The sequence below is a fragment of the Lacipirellula sp. genome (assembly GCF_965279485.1).
Lineage (GTDB): Bacteria > Planctomycetota > Planctomycetia > Pirellulales > Lacipirellulaceae > Lacipirellula.
The window spans coordinates 386198-403537 of record NZ_CBDIIC010000002.1 but is presented as its reverse complement, the minus strand read 5'-3'; the positions used below and the strand labels follow the sequence as shown (position 1 = coordinate 403537).

At 62.5% G+C, this 17340-nt stretch carries 14 protein-coding genes; 7 read left to right on the top strand and 7 right to left on the bottom strand.

Annotated features, from left to right (window positions below; all coding sequences use genetic code 11):
• Positions 1 to 72: 72 nt before the first annotated feature.
• From hisD to ACQY7R_RS09110, 3 genes are all read left to right on the top strand, one after another.
• Complete coding sequence (gene hisD / locus ACQY7R_RS09120; RefSeq protein ID WP_428305293.1) at positions 73 to 1431, top strand: histidinol dehydrogenase; 1359 nt, start codon at positions 73 to 75, stop codon at positions 1429 to 1431.
• A 147-nt stretch (positions 1432 to 1578) separates the two neighbouring features.
• Entirely contained in the window at positions 1579 to 2634 is a 1056-nt protein-coding gene (gene hisC, locus ACQY7R_RS09115; RefSeq protein ID WP_428305292.1) for a histidinol-phosphate transaminase, read from the top strand.
• A gap of 196 nt (positions 2635 to 2830) precedes the next feature.
• Positions 2831 to 3721: a TerC family protein gene (locus ACQY7R_RS09110; protein WP_428305291.1), complete on the top strand. Its 891-nt coding sequence runs from the start codon at positions 2831 to 2833 to the stop codon at positions 3719 to 3721.
• Between the two features lie 112 nt (positions 3722 to 3833).
• Here ACQY7R_RS09110 and ACQY7R_RS09105 read toward each other — a convergent pair whose 3' ends face one another.
• Positions 3834 to 5120, bottom strand: a complete 1287-nt coding sequence (locus ACQY7R_RS09105; RefSeq protein ID WP_428305290.1) for a BBP7 family outer membrane beta-barrel protein — start codon at positions 5118 to 5120, stop codon at positions 3834 to 3836.
• Between the two features lie 436 nt (positions 5121 to 5556).
• Between ACQY7R_RS09105 and ACQY7R_RS09100 the strand changes: the two genes are divergently transcribed.
• Positions 5557 to 6669 (top strand): hypothetical protein, encoded by a 1113-nt coding sequence (locus ACQY7R_RS09100; protein ID WP_428305289.1) that lies wholly within the window; start codon positions 5557 to 5559, stop codon positions 6667 to 6669.
• A 104-nt stretch (positions 6670 to 6773) separates the two neighbouring features.
• On the opposite strand, the gene ACQY7R_RS09095 is transcribed toward ACQY7R_RS09100, so the two are convergent.
• The gene (locus tag ACQY7R_RS09095; protein ID WP_428305288.1) at positions 6774 to 7772 is read right to left on the bottom strand and encodes an esterase/lipase family protein; all 999 of its coding nucleotides are present in this window, start codon (positions 7770 to 7772) and stop codon (positions 6774 to 6776) included.
• A 192-nt stretch (positions 7773 to 7964) separates the two neighbouring features.
• The gene (locus tag ACQY7R_RS09090) at positions 7965 to 8531 is read right to left on the bottom strand and encodes a Uma2 family endonuclease (protein ID WP_428305287.1); all 567 of its coding nucleotides are present in this window, start codon (positions 8529 to 8531) and stop codon (positions 7965 to 7967) included.
• A gap of 155 nt (positions 8532 to 8686) precedes the next feature.
• On the opposite strand from ACQY7R_RS09090, the gene mnmG reads away from it, so the two are divergent.
• From mnmG to ACQY7R_RS09075, 3 genes are all read left to right on the top strand, one after another.
• Positions 8687 to 10519 (top strand): tRNA uridine-5-carboxymethylaminomethyl(34) synthesis enzyme MnmG, encoded by a 1833-nt coding sequence (gene mnmG, locus ACQY7R_RS09085; protein ID WP_428305286.1) that lies wholly within the window; start codon positions 8687 to 8689, stop codon positions 10517 to 10519.
• A gap of 484 nt (positions 10520 to 11003) precedes the next feature.
• On the top strand, positions 11004 to 11585 hold the full coding sequence (locus ACQY7R_RS09080) for a response regulator (protein WP_428305285.1): 582 nt from the start codon (positions 11004 to 11006) through the stop codon (positions 11583 to 11585).
• 121 nt (positions 11586 to 11706) lie between these two features.
• Positions 11707 to 12405 (top strand): sensor histidine kinase, encoded by a 699-nt coding sequence (locus tag ACQY7R_RS09075; protein WP_428305284.1) that lies wholly within the window; start codon positions 11707 to 11709, stop codon positions 12403 to 12405.
• 178 nt (positions 12406 to 12583) lie between these two features.
• Here ACQY7R_RS09075 and ACQY7R_RS09070 read toward each other — a convergent pair whose 3' ends face one another.
• The 4 genes from ACQY7R_RS09070 to ACQY7R_RS09055 all read right to left on the bottom strand — a co-directional run bounded on the left by ACQY7R_RS09070 (position 12584) and on the right by ACQY7R_RS09055 (position 17208).
• Positions 12584 to 13306 carry an NYN domain-containing protein gene (locus ACQY7R_RS09070; protein WP_428305283.1) on the bottom strand — a complete coding sequence of 241 codons (723 nt, stop codon included), beginning with the start codon at positions 13304 to 13306 and terminating at the stop codon, positions 12584 to 12586.
• 134 nt (positions 13307 to 13440) lie between these two features.
• Positions 13441 to 14703 carry an aspartate/ornithine carbamoyltransferase family protein gene (locus ACQY7R_RS09065; RefSeq protein ID WP_428305282.1) on the bottom strand — a complete coding sequence of 421 codons (1263 nt, stop codon included), beginning with the start codon at positions 14701 to 14703 and terminating at the stop codon, positions 13441 to 13443.
• Positions 14704 to 14737: 34 nt separating this feature from the next.
• Positions 14738 to 15559 (bottom strand): peroxide stress protein YaaA, encoded by an 822-nt coding sequence (gene yaaA / locus ACQY7R_RS09060; RefSeq protein ID WP_428305281.1) that lies wholly within the window; start codon positions 15557 to 15559, stop codon positions 14738 to 14740.
• Between the two features lie 29 nt (positions 15560 to 15588).
• Positions 15589 to 17208 carry an ABC transporter permease gene (locus ACQY7R_RS09055; protein ID WP_428305280.1) on the bottom strand — a complete coding sequence of 540 codons (1620 nt, stop codon included), beginning with the start codon at positions 17206 to 17208 and terminating at the stop codon, positions 15589 to 15591.
• Between the last annotated feature and the right edge of the window lie 132 nt (positions 17209 to 17340).

Genomic DNA, 17340 nt, shown 5'->3' with positions numbered 1-17340 from the left:
CCGCCCCCGCGGGGTACCTTGGAGCGTTCCTCACTATCCTGCATCCCGCAACCAGCTTCAAGCTTCGCCGCCATGCCGCTCGCCATTCCACGCATCGACACTCGCGACCCTGGTTCGGCGGCGCAGATTGCCGCGCTGCGGGCGAAGCTGGCCCCCGAGGGGAACGTCGTCAGCGAGGCGGGACGGCGGAAGACGATCGAAGTCTTCGGCGAACCGTTGACGCCGGTGCAGGTGGTCGAGCGGATTTGCGGCGACGTGCGCGAGCGCGGCCTGCCGGCGCTGCTGGAGTACACGGCTAAGCTTGATGGTAAGCAACTCGCGGCGAGCGACCTGCGCGTGCCGGCCGCGGAACTGGCAGCGGCCCACGCGGCGGCCGATCCCAAGCTACTCGACGCGGTGCGGCGGATTCGCGAACGCATTCTAAAATTCCAGCAGGCGATTCTCCACCAGACGGTGACCGTGCCGACGGAGCATGGCGGATATCTCATGCAGCGCTACCTGCCGCTGCGGCGGATCGGCGTGTGCGTGCCGGGCGGCGCGGCGGCGTATCCGTCGACGGTGCTGATGACGGTCGTCCCCGCGCAGGCCGCGGGTGTGGAGCAGATCGCCGTGGTGGCGCCGCCGACGGCGTTTGGGTCGTACAACCAAGACTTGTTGGCGACTTGCCATGAGCTGGGCGTCACTGAGGTTTATCGCGCGGGTGGGGCGCAGGCAGTGGCGGCGCTCGCTTATGGCGTCGACGGCTTGGAAAAAGTCGACAAGATCGTCGGCCCGGGCAATCTGTTCGTCGCGCTCGCCAAGAAACATGTCTTTGGCGAGGTCGACATCGATTCGATTGCCGGGCCGAGCGAGGTGATCGTCATCGCCGACGAGACGACGCGGGCCGATTTCACCGCGGCCGATCTCATTGCCCAAGCGGAGCATTCGCCTGGCTCGGCGATCCTCATCACCTGGCACGCGCCGCTCATCGATGCAGTGGCAGCGGAACTCGAAAAGCAACTTGCGACGCTCGAGCGGGGCGATCTTACGCGGCCGTCGCTCGAGGCGTTTGGCGCCCTCGTGCTCGTGAAGAACGCCGACGAAGCGGTGACGCTGGCGAACGAACTCGCCACCGAGCATCTCCACCTCGCGGGGCCGGCTGCCGAAAAGCTGGCCGATCGCATTCGCTACGCCGGCGCCATCTTTCTCGGCGCTTACACGCCGGTGCCGGTGGGCGACTACGCTGCCGGCCCGTCGCACGTCTTGCCGACCGGCGCCACCGCCCGTTTTGCGAGCGGCCTGTCGGCGAACGACTTCCTCCGCACCAACAGCATGATCCACTTCACCGAGACCGGCCTCGCCGCGATCGCTGACGACGTTCTCACCCTCGCCGCGAAGGAAGGCCTCACCGGGCATGCGAACAGCGTGGCGATCCGTCTTCGAAACAACTGAACCACGACGGCACGAAGGACACGAAGAGAAAGCACAAAGAGTGAACCGTGGTGATTCAGCGGTTCCGTCATTTCCATCTTCCTTCGTGAAACCCTTTGTGCCTTAATGCCTTCGTGGTTTCTCCCTCAACAAAAAAATAAACAAAAGATGTTCCGACCCAACATCACCGCGATGCAAGGCTACGTTCCCGGCGAGCAGCCGCGGGGGATGGAGTTTGTCAAACTCAACACCAACGAGAACCCCTTCCCTTGCTCGCCCGCAGTGAAGGCGGCGATTGGGCGCGTGTGCCAAACCGGGCTGCAGCGCTATCCCGATCCGATGGCGACCGCGTTTCGCGAACGGGCGGCGGAACTATTCAAGCACGAGGTTCCCGGCATCACGCCCGATTGGATTCTGTGCGGTAACGGCAGCGACGATATTCTCACGATTGTCACCCGCAGCTTCGTGGCGCCGGGGGGGCTGATTCGCTTTCCGCGCCCGAGCTACATCCTCTACAACACGCTCGCGGCGATTCAGGGGGCCGAGTCGGAGACGGTCGATTTTGAGAGCGACTGGACGCTCGGTTCCGCGTTCACTGCGGCGAACGAGCGGCTGCAACTCGCCTTCGTGCCGAACCCCAACAGCCCGACCGGCACGGTGATCGCGCCCGACCAGGTGGCGAAGCTAGCCGCCGCCCTCCCCTGCCCCCTCATCGTCGACGAGGCTTACGCCGACTTCGCGACGACGAATTGCCTCGGCTTGGTCGTCGAGAACGAGCGGGTGATTGTCACGCGGACGCTCAGCAAGTCGTACAGCCTCGCCGGGCTGCGGTTCGGTTTCGCAGTCGCCCAGCCGCAAATCATCGAGCAGTTGATCAAAGTGAAGGACTCCTACAACTGCGATTCGCTCTCGATCGCCGGGGCGACGGCGGCGATCGACGATCAGACGTACTTTGCCAAGACGCGAGACGCAATAATCGCGATCCGCGAGCGAATGGCGGGAGCCCTGCGCGGTCTCGGGTTCGAGTGCATCGACTCGCAGGCGAATTTCGTCTGGTGCCGGCACGGGAAGCGGGAGTCGCGCGACCTCTACCAGCAACTGAAGGACGCCGGCGTCCTGGTTCGCTACATGAACTACGCCGGCTGGGGCGAGGGCCTCCGCATTAGCGTCGGCAGCGACGAACAGTGCGATCTTCTGCTTGCGAAATTGGGTCCAATGGTTTAGGAATTAACCGCCAAGGACGTCAAGGAATGCGGGGAGATTTACCACGAATCACACGAAGCACACCAAAAAATGAGATAAGCGATTCAACGCTCTTCCAGTTTTGTGTGCTTCGTGTGTTTCGTGGTAGAAAAGCATTTCCCCGTAGCAATCGTAAGTGTCCTTGGCGGTTCAATCTGAATTCTCAGGATAAGCGATCATGGAAGAGTTGTTCACGTTTAATTCGATGGCCGCCCTCGCGACGCTCGCGATCTTGGAGATCGTGCTCGGCATCGATAACGTCGTCTTCCTTGCGATCCTCACCGGCAAGTTGCCGGCCGAGCATCAGCCGAAAGCCCGCACGCTGGGCTTGCTGCTCGCCGCGGTCGGCCGGATCGCTTTGCTGTTTGCGATTTCGTGGGTGATCACGCTCGACAAGACGGTACTCTTCGATCTGCCGTTCCACATGCCAGGCTCGCATCCGGTGGTGGCGGAAGTCGAGCCGAAAGACGACGTCACGCCGATCAAGGCGGACGATCCGTCGGAAGTCGACAGCCCCGCCGTCGTCGAGACGCTCGAAGAGGGAGGCACGCCGATCACCGCGAAGGATCTCGTGCTGATCCTCGGCGGGTTGTTCTTGCTCGGCAAAGCAACCTGGGAGATTGGCCACCAACTCGAACCGCATCATGCGAGCGGCGGGACGAAGGTCTACTCGTCGCTCACCGCGGTGCTTGTGCAGATCATCGCGATCGATATGGTCTTCTCGCTCGACTCGGTGCTCACCGCTGTCGGCATGGTGCGGCCGGAAGATTACCAGCACCATTGGGTCGCACTCGCGATCATGATCACCGCCGTCGTCCTGGCAATCGCGGTGATGATCGCCTTCAGCGGCCCGATTGCGAACTTCGTGAACCGGCACCCGAGCGTGAAGATGCTGGCGCTGGCGTTCCTGATTCTGATCGGCGTCGTGTTGGTCGCCGAAGGCCTCCACACGCACGTCCCGCGCGGCTACATCTACTTCTCGATGGCCTTCGCGCTCATGGTCGAAACGCTCAACCTGCGAGCGCGGCGGCATGTGACCGAAGAGAAGGAAACGCTGGAGTCAATCTAGGGAGTTCCAAAGATGTACCACGAAGACACGCAAGAGCACGAAGGATCACGAAGATAAGGTTCTTAGTGTATTCCTTCGCGACTTTGAGTCTTCGTGGTTAGGCTTCAACGCCCTACCGCTGGTACTCAACGCCAAACCGCGCTCCGTGGTAGAGGACGGTTTCGCCGTTGAGCCCCGGTGAAAAGTAGGCGTCGATGCCGGTGCCGACGCCGTCCATGACGAGTGCCTGGTAGCCGCCGCGGATCGCGACGCACTTATTAACGCGGAACACGGCCGTGACGCCGATTTCGCCGAGGAATGAGATTTCGGAAAAGTTGTTCGACGTGCCGAATTGGGTGAAACTCGACGAGCTCGAAGCGAGGGCGAGCGTAGCAGAGTCGGGGCCGGTCACGAGCGTGTTGACCGTGTCCTGCAAATCTTCCCGCTTGTAGTTGTTGTAATAAACGCCGCCATTTCCGAAGGGCTCGATCGTCAACCACTTGTTAAACGCCCACGCGTCTCGCAGGGCGCCAAGTTGAAAGCCGATCATGCGGTTTTCAACTTTGGCGAGGTCGCGAGTGTCGGCATACGCGACCGTCGTGGCCGGATTGGCCGCTCCCGGAACCGTCTTGGCTTGGGTGATGGAGTCGGAGAAATCCTCGTCTACTTGCACGTAACGGAAGCCTGCGAAGATTTTCGTTGGCGCCGTCGTCCGACGCATGACGTTGAACTCTAAGGAGTTGAACGTCGTCTGGTAGTTGAATGACCGCACGTCGTCGTCTTCGGGGCCAACCCCGCCATTGGGGTCGATGAAGAGCGCCGTGGCGTTGTAGTTGTTGATTCCCTCGTAGCCGATCTGCAGCCCGAAGTCGGAGTCGTTATACGCCGTGGCGAAGATGCGGGCGCCAGGCCCGTAGCCGAAGTCATCGAGCATTGCCGTCGCGAAGCCATCGCCGTTGGCGAGCGCGACGACTCCGCCCCAATCGACGCCGGTCCGTCGTAGCGCCATGCCGTCGACTTCGACGTTCCAGTGGGGACCGACGCACCAGTTATCGCAGTTGCCGGGACCGGTGAGGTACGGAAACATCGGCTGGTCGCAGCCGCAGCGATTGTAGAAGCTGCCTGCTCCGCCCCCGCCGCCGCCGTTGCATGTGTTGCAAGTCGAATCGATCGCTCCCACTGAGAGCAGTGCGCTTTCGTTCTCGGCGACTGGCACGATGGCGACTTCGCTCGCCGCCGAGTTCGCGGGAGTTCCCAGCACCGTCGGCGTCGACTTCTCCGACCAGATGTCGCCGCTGGCGAGATGGATGGTATCTGAAAGCGACGGCGGCGCTTGAGCGAGCGCGGGCGCGGCGACGGTAAACGACGCTGCGGCTAACAGCAGGCGCGCCGAGGCTGGACGAGTGAAAAGCGATCGCATGCGGCTATTCCTGAGGTCGCGTGTCGCACCCCCGCGCGCCAGCTGGGTCGGTCGGCGAGCGGGTCGGGTTGGAACGACAGAGACGATTGTTCCGGCAATGCGGGTAGCATCGACCCGTTACCGTGGGAATCCGAAGTCCAGTTCCCCTCAGACGGAGAGTCTCCCCAGGTTTCCCTTTTTCTCTCGGCGTTCAGCCGGGAACTCGCTCCCGCTGCAGGACGGAGCGGTCGTGCCGGTCGGACGAAGAGGAGCGGCCCGCGGTGTGGTTTTTTCGCCACATTTTTCGACAGGGGGCGTTGTTTTCCCGCCGCAGAGGGTAAATTTTCGCGTTGCCGCAAAGTTTGCGTAAGTTCCGCATCTTCGCTGGCCCCCGAAATCCACCGGTCGCCGCTGCGGCCCAGTTCACTCCCCTCTGCTAGCAGGAAAGCGACTCCCCATGAACGCTGCCTTGGTTCGCGAAACCGCTCTCTGGGCCTTCTGGCGCTTCGCCGCCGCGGCGATCATCGTCGTTGCTCTGGCCGCCGCCGCTTCGGCCCAATACTGCACGCCCGATCAATGCGACGGCTGCGACCTAAACAACTGCCAGCTCGATTGCTGTCACGAACTGCCGGAACTGTGGCTGGTGAACACCCGCTGCGCGCCGAAGTGCAACAACCTCGACGCCGGCTTCGAGCGGATCAGCGTCCAACGCTACGACGCGAGCTGCCGCCGGTTTGTGAAGTCGTCGTGGGAAGAGCTGCTTGCTGAAGAGGCGAGCATGCCGACGCTCGTGTTCGCTCACGGCAACACGCTGCAGCACAAAGGCGCCATGGACCAATGCTGGGACGTCTACCGCAAGATGCGCTGCTGCCCCGGCAAGAAGCGGCTGGTGTTCTGGTCGTGGCCAGCGCAAATTGATCACCTCCGTCCGCTGCTCCGTCCGCGTCAGCTGATCCTCAGCAATCTCCGCACGAAGTTCACCTACGCCGAATACCAAGGCTATTATATGGCGAAGCTCGTCCAGCGGATGAGCATGACCCAACGCGTTACCGTCGGCGGTCACAGCTACGGCGGCATCATCGGCGCCGTGTCGGCCCACTTCATCGGCGGCGGCGAACTCCGCGGCCTGAAGCTGGCTGGCGCCGAAGCCGTCGAACGTCCGAACTTCCGCGTCGCCCTCGTGTCGGCGGCGTTCGACAACGACTCGCTGGACGTCGGCGGTCGCTATGGCCAGGCGTTCGTCGCGGCTGAGAAGATCTACGTCACTCGCAACCGCACCGACAGCACGCTCCGTCGCTGGCCGAACATCTCGTACCGCTGCAAGCCGGCGATCGGCGTGACCGGCGTCAACGCGAACTGCCTCGGCGAGAACGCTTACAAGCTCTGCCAGCAAACGCTCACGAGCGACGTCGGCAGCAGCCACTACATCGAGCCCCACCTCGGCAGCCGCCGGTTCATGAACGCCCTCTGCTGCGTCGCGTTCCCCGCCTGTGCGGAGTGTGCGAAGGCCGAGCAGACCAAGCCGGTTCCGCCACAAGCGGCGAAGCTTGAGCTGAAGCCGGCGGCGTAATCGCCGTCGTCGCAACAATTCGATCGCAACCAAAAATAGCCCCGGGCAAACTTGCCCGGGGCTATTGGCGTTTACAAGCGATGTTAGCGTTGCCTAGCAGAGAGTTACTTCGCCGCGACGATCGGGTGCATCGCCTGCGGCGACACAAAGTATCCATGCAGCAGGAAGTTGAGCGCCGCCGCCCGCACTTCCTTGTACTGTGGCATCAACTGATGGATGCCGAGCGTCTGAATGTAATCCGACGCGCCCGCTAGCTTCGACGTTTCAATGCTCAATAGTCCGTCGTCATCTCCCGGAATGGCGTCGAAGTAGCCTTCAGCGTCGCCGCGACCGCCGACGATAATGCCGAACGGAAAATCGGGCGTCGACAGCTGCTTCTCCAACTCCGGCCAGCCCTTCGACGGCGCGAGTTGCTCCAGTGGTTTGCCTGCCACTGTTTCGACTAGTTTGTTGTCGGCCCAGGCGTCAGCGAGCTCGGCGCCATGGTTCGGCGGCGAAATCATTACCATCCGCTTGAACTCCACTGGCGGTCGCATCGCTGGATCGAGGCGTGACATGTTGTTCAAGTAACGGCGAATGACGATGTTGCCCATGCTATGGGCCACAAAGCTCACGCGTTCCACGCCATCAAGATGGCGGATGACGCTATCGAGCGACGCAGCGTAGGCGTCGACGTCTTCCATCGTCGAGGGATAGCCGACGTTGATGGTCGCCAGGTTCCCATTCTCTTCCAGGTACTCGGCGAGTCCCTCCATGAACTGCCGGCCGGCGCCGAGGCCGTGCAGCACGATGACGACGTCTTTCGGATTGGGCGGAAAGTTTTGCGCCTTCTTCTCTTCGTTCAGCTTGGCGAGGCACGTGTCGAACGAACCAAACGCCTGCCGCCGATCGTGATCGTCGAGCAGCCGGTAGTGGCCGATGACGGCATTTTTTTGAACCCGCCAGCCGTGATCGACGACTTCGTCCGACCAGACGAACCGCCCGCCGAGCGTCGGGACGCCGGTGGGGAAAAGGCCGCCGGCTTGCTCGGCGTGAACGCGAGAGGCAAGCAACGCGACGACGCCAACGGCAAACAACGTCGCCAAAATGAAAAATCGCTGCATTTCGACATTCTCCCTATCGCCAATGGGCCGCCCCGTCGGGCGACGAGCGTGCCTGCAATTCTAGCCGCCGCCGGATCGAAACCCAACGTGGTTACGGGGACTGGCCCGAGGCGGTTCAGCGGGGTGAAGCGCCGTGCGGGGCGATCTGTTACCGAAAAGGCTGGAACCGTCGCTGGAAGCGGGTAAATGCCGTTAGCGGCGAAAGAATTCGCTTACCGGCAGCATGGCGTCGGCCACCAGCGGAAAACGAAGTGCGCTCCCAATTCCCAGCGTTTCGACCTCGCCATACCCCTGTGGGCTCGGCGAGCGGTAGCACTCGACAATCTGCTTCTGCGAAATCACCAGCCAATACTCCGCCACGCCGGCCGCGGCGTAGGCGAGTCCCTTCTCACGGTCGATCGCTTCGGAAGTGATCGCCACTTCGACGACCAAGCTGGCCGTGGCGGGATGGATCTGACGGTAAGCGTTCGCATCGCCGGCGACGATGGCAAGGTCTGGCTCAGGCTCGGAATCGCTGAAGGTCAGCGGTTGCTCTTGTCGCAGATGGTAATTCGCCGGAAGCACCCCGCGCAGCCACTCCAGCAGCCGCTGCACCAACCAGGTGTGCTCCGGAGACTTCACCATTTTCTGGACGATGACTCCGTGAAGTAGCTCCGTGTCGCTGACCAGAATCCCCGATTCGGCCATGCGATGGTATTGCTCGACCGAGATCGGCAACGCCGCATTGCGGATGGCGCTATTTACGAGGAGTGAGGCCATAATAGAACAGCAAGTAAGTCGGTGGTAGATAGCTGCCGTGAAAGTCGAGAGTGTAGTGAACGCCAGTACAAGCTTACCACTCCCGGGGCGATTCGACCAATTCCAACCTGGCGGGGGGCGGTTGCGTCGCTTCGCCCTCCGGGTAGGCTGGAAACATGGCAAAAAGCGAGTACGAATTCGACGTCCTGGTGATCGGCGCCGGCCACGCGGGGACCGAAGCAGCCCTGGCGGCCGCCCGGCTGGGGGCCCGCACCGCCCTGCTGACAACCAACTGCGACACCGTCGGCCAAATGAGCTGCAATCCGGCGATCGGCGGCGTCGGCAAGGGTCAAATCGTCCGTGAGATCGACGCCCTCGGCGGGGCCATGGGGCGGGTGATCGACGCCACGGGCATCCAGTTCCGGATGCTCAACCTCCGCAAAGGCCCGGCGATGCACAGCCCGCGGGCCCAGGCCGATAAGCGGCTTTATCAAGCCGAGGTAAAGCGGCTTTGCGAGGAGCAGCCGAATTTGTCGCTGCGGCAGGAGGTCGTCGAAGACATCCTCACTGCTGGCGACGAATCGAACGACCCGCGGATCATCGGCGTCCAGGTTCGCGGCGACGCGATCTACCGCGCCCGTGCCGTCGTGCTAACTACCGGCACCTTCCTGCAAGCGCTCATGCACACTGGTGAGGCGAAGACGCCCGGTGGGCGGGGCGGCGAAGGAACCTCCTCCGGCATCAGCGCCGCGCTCAACCGACTCGGCGTCAAACTCGAACGCTTCAAGACCGGCACACCGCCGCGGCTCAATGGCCGCACGATCGATTACTCGCGCACCGAACTCCAGCCGGGCGACGAACGGCCGCAGCCCTTTTCGTATCTCACCGACCGGCTCGAGGTCGAGCAGCTCCCCTGCTACATCACCTACACGAACGAGCAAGTCCACGACATCATCCGCGCGAACTTGTCGCGAGCGCCGATGTACAGCGGGCAGATCACCACCAGCGGGCCGCGCTACTGCCCGTCGATCGAAGACAAGATCGTGCGCTTCGCCGACAAGACGCAGCATCAGCTCTTTCTCGAACCCGAAGGCCGCAACACTCGCGAAGTCTATGTGAACGGCGTTTCGACCAGCTTGCCGCGCGACGTGCAAGACGCCATGTTCCGGCTGATTCCGGGCCTCGAACGGGCCGAGATCATGCGTTACGGCTACGCGGTGGAATACGACTACGCCCCGCCCGATCAGCTGCGGCCGACGCTTGAATCGAAGCAGGTGGCTGGGCTGTTCTTTGCCGGACAGATCAACGGCACCACCGGTTACGAAGAGGCGGCGGCTCAGGGGCTAATGGCGGGGGCGAACGCGGCGCTCGGCGTCGCCGGTCGCGAGCCGCTCATCCTCACCCGCGACCAGGCCTACATCGGCGTGCTGATCGACGACCTAGTCACCCGCGGCGTCGACGAGCCCTACCGCATGTTCACCAGTCGCGCTGAATACCGCCTCTTGCTGCGGCAAGACAACGCCGATCGACGGCTCACGCCACTCGCGCATGAGGTCGGCCTTGCCGATGGCGATCGCTTCGCGCGACTGGAAACGAAGTGCGCCGAGATTTCGCGGATTACCCAACTCCTCGAAACGACGCGGCAGGAGGGGCAATCGCTCGCGCGGCGGTTGCGACGGCCTGAAGTCGAGTGGCCAGACATCGTCGCGCGTCTGCCCGAACTTGCCGCGACTTCTGAAGACGTCGCCAGCCAGGTGCTCGTCGACCTGAAGTACGCCGGCTACGTCGCGCGGCAGGAAGTCGAAGTCGAACGGCAACGCCGCCTCGCCGCGAAGCGCATCCCCGCCAGCTTCGACTACGGCCGCATCTCGCAACTGCGCGCCGAAGCTCGCGAGAAGCTCGGGCGCATCCGTCCGGTTGATCTTTCCCAAGCGAGCCGAGTGAGCGGCATCACCCCCGCCGATATCGCGCTCGTGATGGTCCATCTCGAAGGGAAAGGGAGTCGCTAGCGAAGGCTGTCAGTGGTCCGTCGTCCGTTGTCAGTTGCTAAAAACGGCTCTCCACCCACCCGCAACTGATAACGGACCACTGACCACTGACAAACCCTCAATTCCAGTCGCCATGACGTAAGTTGTTATGTCAATTTGTCTTGCGTCAATTCAATCAATGTTGACTCAGTCTGCGGGACCGTTATAATTCCCCCAGTTGGCAAACCAGGAAGCTTCGGCAGGCATGGATGACGTTGCCGTCTAAATAGCCTTGCACCTTTGAGTAGGTGGCCGGAACTTCAGGCGACTACGCATCACTGGGGACTCCGGGCACACGGGGACTTCGGGGGGCATCGCAGAGGGTTTCCCACCAGACACACAAGGACCGGCAAGGACGCTCGACGGAGCTAACTCAAGCGTAACCGTCCGTTCGCGCTCGCCTTCAATAAAGTCACGGCCCCCGGGCCGCGGCACAACCACGGCTAAGGAGAGAGGTGGTTCGACCATGAAGACCGTATTCACGACCGGCGAAGCCGCGAAGATTTGTAAGGTCAGCCAGCAGACGATTATCCGCTGCTTCGACTCGGGACAGCTCAAAGGCTTCCGCGTCCCCGGGAGCCGCTTCCGCCGCATTCCGCGCGACCAGTTGTACGCCTTCATGCGCGACAATGGCATTCCGACCGACGCCCTCGACAGCGGCAAGCGGAAGATCCTGGTCGTCGATGACGACGAGTCGCTGGTCGAGCTGATCGTCGACGCCCTCACGGCCGACGGCCGCTTCGACATCCGCAGCGTCAACAACGGCTTCGGCGCCGGCATGTTGATCAAGGAATTCCGCCCCGATCTGGTCGTCCTCGACGTGATGCTGCCAGATATCAACGGCAAGGAAGTCTGCAACCTCGTTCGCAGCGACGCGACGATGGACGACGTCCGCATCATCTGCATCTCGGGCATGGTCGAGCAGGAAAAGATTCAAGAACTCCGCGACGCTGGCGCCGACGAGTTCATGAAGAAGCCGTTCGACGTTGATCAACTCGTGACCCGCGTTTGCCAACTGCTGGACGTCGAATCGATTGGCGTGAAGTAGGCTGCGCTGACGCCGTCGCCGCGTTTATAGCCCCGGGCTCCGCCCGGGGGTCGGTTGCCATGCCGGTAGGCTTTGGTCGCGCGTTGTGCTACCCCCTGGCATAGCCAGGGGCTAGGTACGTATGACCGCATCCGACGCCAGTTTTGACTCACGCCTCGAGCAAGCGAAGCTCGATGCGATGAAAGAGCTGGCCTACGGCGCCAGCCACGAGATCAACAACCCGCTGGCAAACATCTCCGCTCGCGCGCAGTCGTTGCTGCGCGACGAGCGAGATCCGGAGCGGCGGCGGACGATCGAGGCGATCAATCAGCAAGCGCTTCGTGCGCATGAGATGATCTCTGATCTCATGCTCTTCGCGCGGCCGCCGCAGTTGGTGCTCGCCGCCACGAACCTAGCCGACGTCGTCAACGAAGCTGCTCGCGGTTTAGTGCCCGAAATGCAGCGCCGCAACATCGCGTTACGCTTCGACGGTTCAACGCCCCTGCCCCAAATCCAAGCTGACGCCACGCAGCTGCAGGTTGCGATTCGCGCACTCCTCGATAACGCCCTCGACGCGATCGGTCGCGATGGTGCGATCGACGTCACGCTGTCGTCGACGGAAGCGGCGGTGCAGTTGCAAATTGCGGATACCGGTCCCGGCATCGCGCCCGAAGTCCGACCTCACATCTTCGACCCGTTTTACTCGGGACGAGAAGCAGGCCGTGGCCTCGGCTTCGGCCTCTCCAAAGCCTGGCGTATCGTGACGCTCCACAACGGCACGCTCGAAGCCGACTCCCCCTCCACCGGCGGAGCGACGTTCACGATAACGCTCCCCCAGTAGCCGCGGGTCAACGACCCGCCGGAGCAGTGACAGAGACTGACCACTAAGGCACGAAGATCACCAAGAAGCACGGAGGATGCACAAGGCGAGGAGAAGCACACAAAGCGCCGCAGCCAACGCTCTCCAGTAGCCTCCTCCTCTTCCTTTGAGCGTCTTTGCGTCCTTCGCGCCTTAGTAGTTATTCTTTCGAACCCCCCTCGAGCAAATCTTCCCCATACCCCGGCGGGAACGGATTCGCGAGGTTTCCCTTCTCATGCGGCGGCTTGCGCGACGGTCGCTTCCGCTTCGGAGCGACCTTCTTTTTCGCCGGCTTGGTCTCCCCGGCCGGCTGAGCGGGCGGTCGCTTCGCATCGCCGCTCGCACGCGGTTTTGGAACCGGCCGCCGTCGCGGCGGAGGCGGCAGAATCTCTATCTCTTCGACGTCGCCGAACTCCGCGAGCCAGTAAGAAATCTCATCGCCACTCAACGGCCCGGCCGGCTTCGCAATGATCGGCGCCGGCGCCTTCATTGCCGCGCGTCGCCGCAGCGCCTCGGCGAACCACACGTCGCTGTCGACGAACGGCGCCTTCCGCCGCCGCGCCGCCCGCTGCAAGCGGTGATCGCTCGAAACCACGAGCAGCGACTTCGGCACGTTGTGGGCTTCGATCAGCTCTTCGATCAGTTCGTCGGCGTTGTCGTACTCCGACGAAAAATGAATCGTCATTTCCTCGAAGACGATCGTCCGCGGCAGATTCGGCGGGGCCTCGGCCGCGTCGAACACGATCGTCGTTTGCGGCCGCTCGCGCGGATCGATGGCCGACGCCAGAAACCGCAGCAGCCCTTCGCGCGACCCGCGCAACCCCCCATGCCCGACAATCGCGGTCACATGGAGCAGGTTGTAGCCGTCAATGAGCAGGGCCATGACGATAGGCTACAAAGAATCGAAGCACGACGACACGGTAAAAGTAGGGAACCGCGAATGAACGCTGAGCAGCGAGAAAGGGTTCAGGGTTCGGGGTTCAGTAAATGCCCTGAACCCTATCATCTGAACCCTACCTACACCCGTTGCAGCCCCGTCGGCTTCCACGCCCCAAACTGCTCGTGATAAAACCGTGAGATCTGGTGATCGACGTTGAACACATGCGCCAGCAGCGCCGCGCGAATCCACATGCCGTTACGAGCTTGGCGAAAGTACATCGCCCGCGGGTCGGCGTCGATCTCCGGCGGAATCTCGCCAAAGTGCTGGTCGCGCGGGAAGGGGTGCAGAATCGGCGCGTAGCTCTTCATCCGCGCGACGAGGCCGCGGTTGAGCTTGTACCGATCGAAGTCGATTTTGGCGAACGACTCGACGTCGGCCGCGACGTTGTGCTCTTTCTGAATCCGCGTCATGTAGAGCGCATCGACCTGCTCGATGAGCGGCTTGCCGTCGATCGGCGCCACCAGCGAATCGACTTCGAAGATCCGCACGCCGCGGGCCAGCAGCCGTTCGCGCAAATCGTCGCCAAGGGAGAGCGTCGGATGATCGGGCGCTACGAACGCCAGCGTCACGCCCTCGTAACCGGCCAGCAGTTCCGCCAGCGAACGCACGGTGCGGCCGCGACCAATGTCGCCGCAGAAGCCGTACACCTTGTGCGACAGTCCGCGCGTGAGCGACGGATGCTCGCGGCGAATTTCTTCGTAGCGCGTCCCCAGCGGCGAATCTTTCGGGCTGACGAACTGAAACGACCGCTGCAGCGTGTAAATGTCGAGCAGCGCCTGCGTCGGATGCTGGTCGGCGCCCGACCCGGCGTTGATGATCGGCACGCTGCGGTTACCGCTCGCCGCCAGATCGTTCATCACGTAGGCGCACGCCTCGGCAAGCCGCGCGACTGGGCTCCGCATAATGATCAGGTCGAAGTAACTGCTGAACATGCGGATCGAATCGAACCGCGTTTCGCCCTTCGTTTCCGAGGAGGTCGAGGCGTCGCGCACCTCATTGCAGGTGATCCCCAGAATCTGGCACGCCGCCATAAAGCTGAGGAACGTCCGCGTCGATGGCTGCGTGAAGTACAGCATCGCCCGCTTGTGGTGCAGCAGGTTGATCAGGAAGTCCTGTCCCGAGCGGGCCTTCGACAGATCGCGGATCATGTCGGCCGTGCCGGCGAGGTCTTCCAGCATGTCGACGGAGAATTGCCGACTGAACAGGACATGCCGCAGCCGCTCGTCGCGGCTGAACTCCGGCGCCTTCATCGGAATGGGCCGGTCGAAGCGAGATTGGTAATGAAGCAGGTCGAGCTCGTCCTGCGTCGGCGGGGGCGTCATCGGTGCGTCGTCGGGCATAAACGACGATCATCGCATACCGATCGGAGGAGCGTCAAGCGACTCCCTGCGCCGGCGGTTTGTCGCGCGTGAACACCGGTTCATCCTCGGTCGAAAGCTCCGCGTTGAACCGATACCCGCCTGCGCGAAACTTGAGAATCGCCGCCGGCGAATCGGCCTGCGACTCGATGAGATGCCGGGCCATCATCCCGCGGGCTTTCTTCGCGAAAAAGCTGATCACCGAGAACTTGTCGTTGTGCTTTTCGCGGAACGCCGGCGTGATTACCCGTCCCTTCAGCGTCGGCCGATCGGCGACGGCGAAATAGTCCTGCGACGCCAAGTTAACGATCACCCCCTCCCCCGCCTGCTTCGTTTCTTTCGCCAGTGATTTCGCGACCGTATCGCCCCAGTGCGCGTACAAATCCTTGCCGTAGTCGCCGGCGAGGCGGATGCTCATCTCCAGCCGGTAGGGTTGAATCAGATCGAGCGGCCGCAACACGCCGTACAGCCCTGACAAAATGCGGAGATGCTCCTGCGCGAACTGGAGATCAGCCGGCGAGAGCGTATCGGCGTCGAGCCCGATGTAGACGTCGCCGCGAAACGCGAACACCGCCTCCTTCGTCCCCTTCGCATCGTACTTCGCCTTCCAAGCGGCGAAGTAATCGTGGGCCGTCTCGGCCAGCTTCGGGCTGATGCTCATCAACCGGCCGAGCTTCGCCGGTGTGAGCGACTGGGCGTGCTTGGCGAGCCGATTGGCCTGCGTAAGAAACTGCGGCTTCGTAGCGGCGTGGGCGGGCTGCGGCGAAAAATCGAGCGTCTTGGCCGGCGAAATCAAAATCAGCATCGCGTCGTCGTTCTCTTCCTCTTGCTCAAGCACTCTTCCCAAACTGCTGCGCCAAAAATCAGTTACTCAGAGACCCGCCAACGAACCTTGAACAACTGCGTCATCGCCAGCAGCAAAACGCCGCCGTAGAGCGCCGAGAAGCCGAGGTAGCCCCAGAAGATGTTCGTGTTGATCCGTTCAACGTTCGTCCACTCGTCGAGCGTCAGCGGCAGGTTAAACGCCGCCGCAAACGGGCTCGTCGCTTGCGCCACCGCCACGACGCCCGCCGCGTTCGACGCCGCCGCGAACGTCTGCACGAACACATTCGCCGCCACCGGCGCCAAGAACAACGTCGCCAGCACCAGATAGCTGCACATCAGGCTGCTCGACGATTTCTTGAACACCGTCGAACAAAACAGCGCCGTGATCGCCGTCGTCGTCGCCGTGATCCCCACGATGAGAAAATAGCCTCCCATCGTCAGCAGATTCGGCCAATAGCCCACCGGCATCAAGCACGCGAGAAACACAGGCCACAGCAAGAACGACGTCAGCACGCTCGACACTCGCAGCCCCGACAGCAGCTTGCCCCACAGCATCTGCCACGGCGTGATGAGCGTCGTCAGCAGCAGGTCGAGCGTCGACCGCTCGCGTTCGCTCGTGAGACTATCAGCCGAGAAGACCGGCCCCACCAGCAGGTTGAACAGCAGCACGTAGGCGATGTACCACGGCGCCAACTGCCGTTGCATGAACAGGCAGACCGCCATCACGGGGAGGGCCAGGCCCATGCTGATCTGGATGACCAGTCGCAGCATGAGAGTTCCCTGGCTGAAGATCTCGCTCCGCATCTCCTTGTCGTAGATCGGATTGGCGTCGTCATCGAGGAACGTCGTCCGCTTGGGCGGGGCGAAGAGCTTATCGGGAAATTGATCGCGCTCGATGTACAGGCCGACCGCTTCCTTCGCTTCGGTCTCCAGATCGATCGCCTGCTTGCCGCCGCTCCCCAAATCTGGCGGCTTGATCAACCGCCGGCAGACGTCGGCCCACAGCAGCGCCCCGACCGAGAGGCAAGCAATCGGCACGATCGCCAACACGACAATGATCCGCAGCTCGGCCGCTTGCTGCAGCGCTCGCCACACCAACACCCCCGCCATCGCGAGCGGTAGGATGAGCATGTACGACGCCACCAGAGACGCGCTGGTCCGCTGAAAGAAGCTGCTGCACCACAGGCTGATCATGCCGAACAGCCCCACCGAACAGATCATCGCCACGTAGGCGACGAGGACTTCGTACAACGAGACGCCCCCCAACGGCAGGCAAAGCATCACGATCGGCAGCGAGCAGATCATTAGCTCCGCGAGCGGCGTCAGCGAAGCGAGCAGCTTGCCTAGCACGATCGATCCCGGCCGCAACGGGCTGGCGAGCAGCATCTCGTAACTCTCGCGTTCCCGCTCGCCGGTGATCGCCCCCGCGGCAAAACTTGGCGTCATCAGCGACACGAGAATGTACTGCCCGAAGAAAAACAGATTGACGAGCTTCTGCGCTTCCTCCGGCCGAGCCAAATCAAGCGTCTGATTCGCAGGCCACGCCGCGTACACGAGCATCCCTAGCCCGGCGACGTACGCGAACAACAGCAAGAACCCCCGCGTCATGCGGAGATTCGAAATCAGCTCGCGTTGTAGGACGGGATTTTCGCGGAAGAGCATGGGGAGTTGATCGTCGAATTGTTCGTGGGCCTAAAAGACCTCGCTATGCTAGTAGGCCTGAAAGGCCGCGCCATGATAGCCCAGGGCGCAGCCCTGGGACCAGAACGCCCCAAAAAATCGAAGCCCTGAAAG

Coding starts and splice junctions, on each gene's coding strand:
- hisC (WP_428305292.1), top strand. CDS start 1,579: ATGTTCCGACCCAACATCACCGCGATGCAAGGCTACGTTCCCGGCGAG.
- ACQY7R_RS09070 (WP_428305283.1), bottom strand. CDS start 13,306: ATGGCCCTGCTCATTGACGGCTACAACCTGCTCCATGTGACCGCGATT.
- ACQY7R_RS09065 (WP_428305282.1), bottom strand. CDS start 14,703: ATGCCCGACGACGCACCGATGACGCCCCCGCCGACGCAGGACGAGCTC.
- mnmG (WP_428305286.1), top strand. CDS start 8,687: ATGGCAAAAAGCGAGTACGAATTCGACGTCCTGGTGATCGGCGCCGGC.
- ACQY7R_RS09090 (WP_428305287.1), bottom strand. CDS start 8,531: ATGGCCTCACTCCTCGTAAATAGCGCCATCCGCAATGCGGCGTTGCCG.
- ACQY7R_RS09055 (WP_428305280.1), bottom strand. CDS start 17,208: ATGCTCTTCCGCGAAAATCCCGTCCTACAACGCGAGCTGATTTCGAAT.
- ACQY7R_RS09105 (WP_428305290.1), bottom strand. CDS start 5,120: ATGCGATCGCTTTTCACTCGTCCAGCCTCGGCGCGCCTGCTGTTAGCC.
- hisD (WP_428305293.1), top strand. CDS start 73: ATGCCGCTCGCCATTCCACGCATCGACACTCGCGACCCTGGTTCGGCG.
- ACQY7R_RS09075 (WP_428305284.1), top strand. CDS start 11,707: ATGACCGCATCCGACGCCAGTTTTGACTCACGCCTCGAGCAAGCGAAG.
- ACQY7R_RS09080 (WP_428305285.1), top strand. CDS start 11,004: ATGAAGACCGTATTCACGACCGGCGAAGCCGCGAAGATTTGTAAGGTC.
- ACQY7R_RS09110 (WP_428305291.1), top strand. CDS start 2,831: ATGGAAGAGTTGTTCACGTTTAATTCGATGGCCGCCCTCGCGACGCTC.
- ACQY7R_RS09100 (WP_428305289.1), top strand. CDS start 5,557: ATGAACGCTGCCTTGGTTCGCGAAACCGCTCTCTGGGCCTTCTGGCGC.
- ACQY7R_RS09095 (WP_428305288.1), bottom strand. CDS start 7,772: ATGCAGCGATTTTTCATTTTGGCGACGTTGTTTGCCGTTGGCGTCGTC.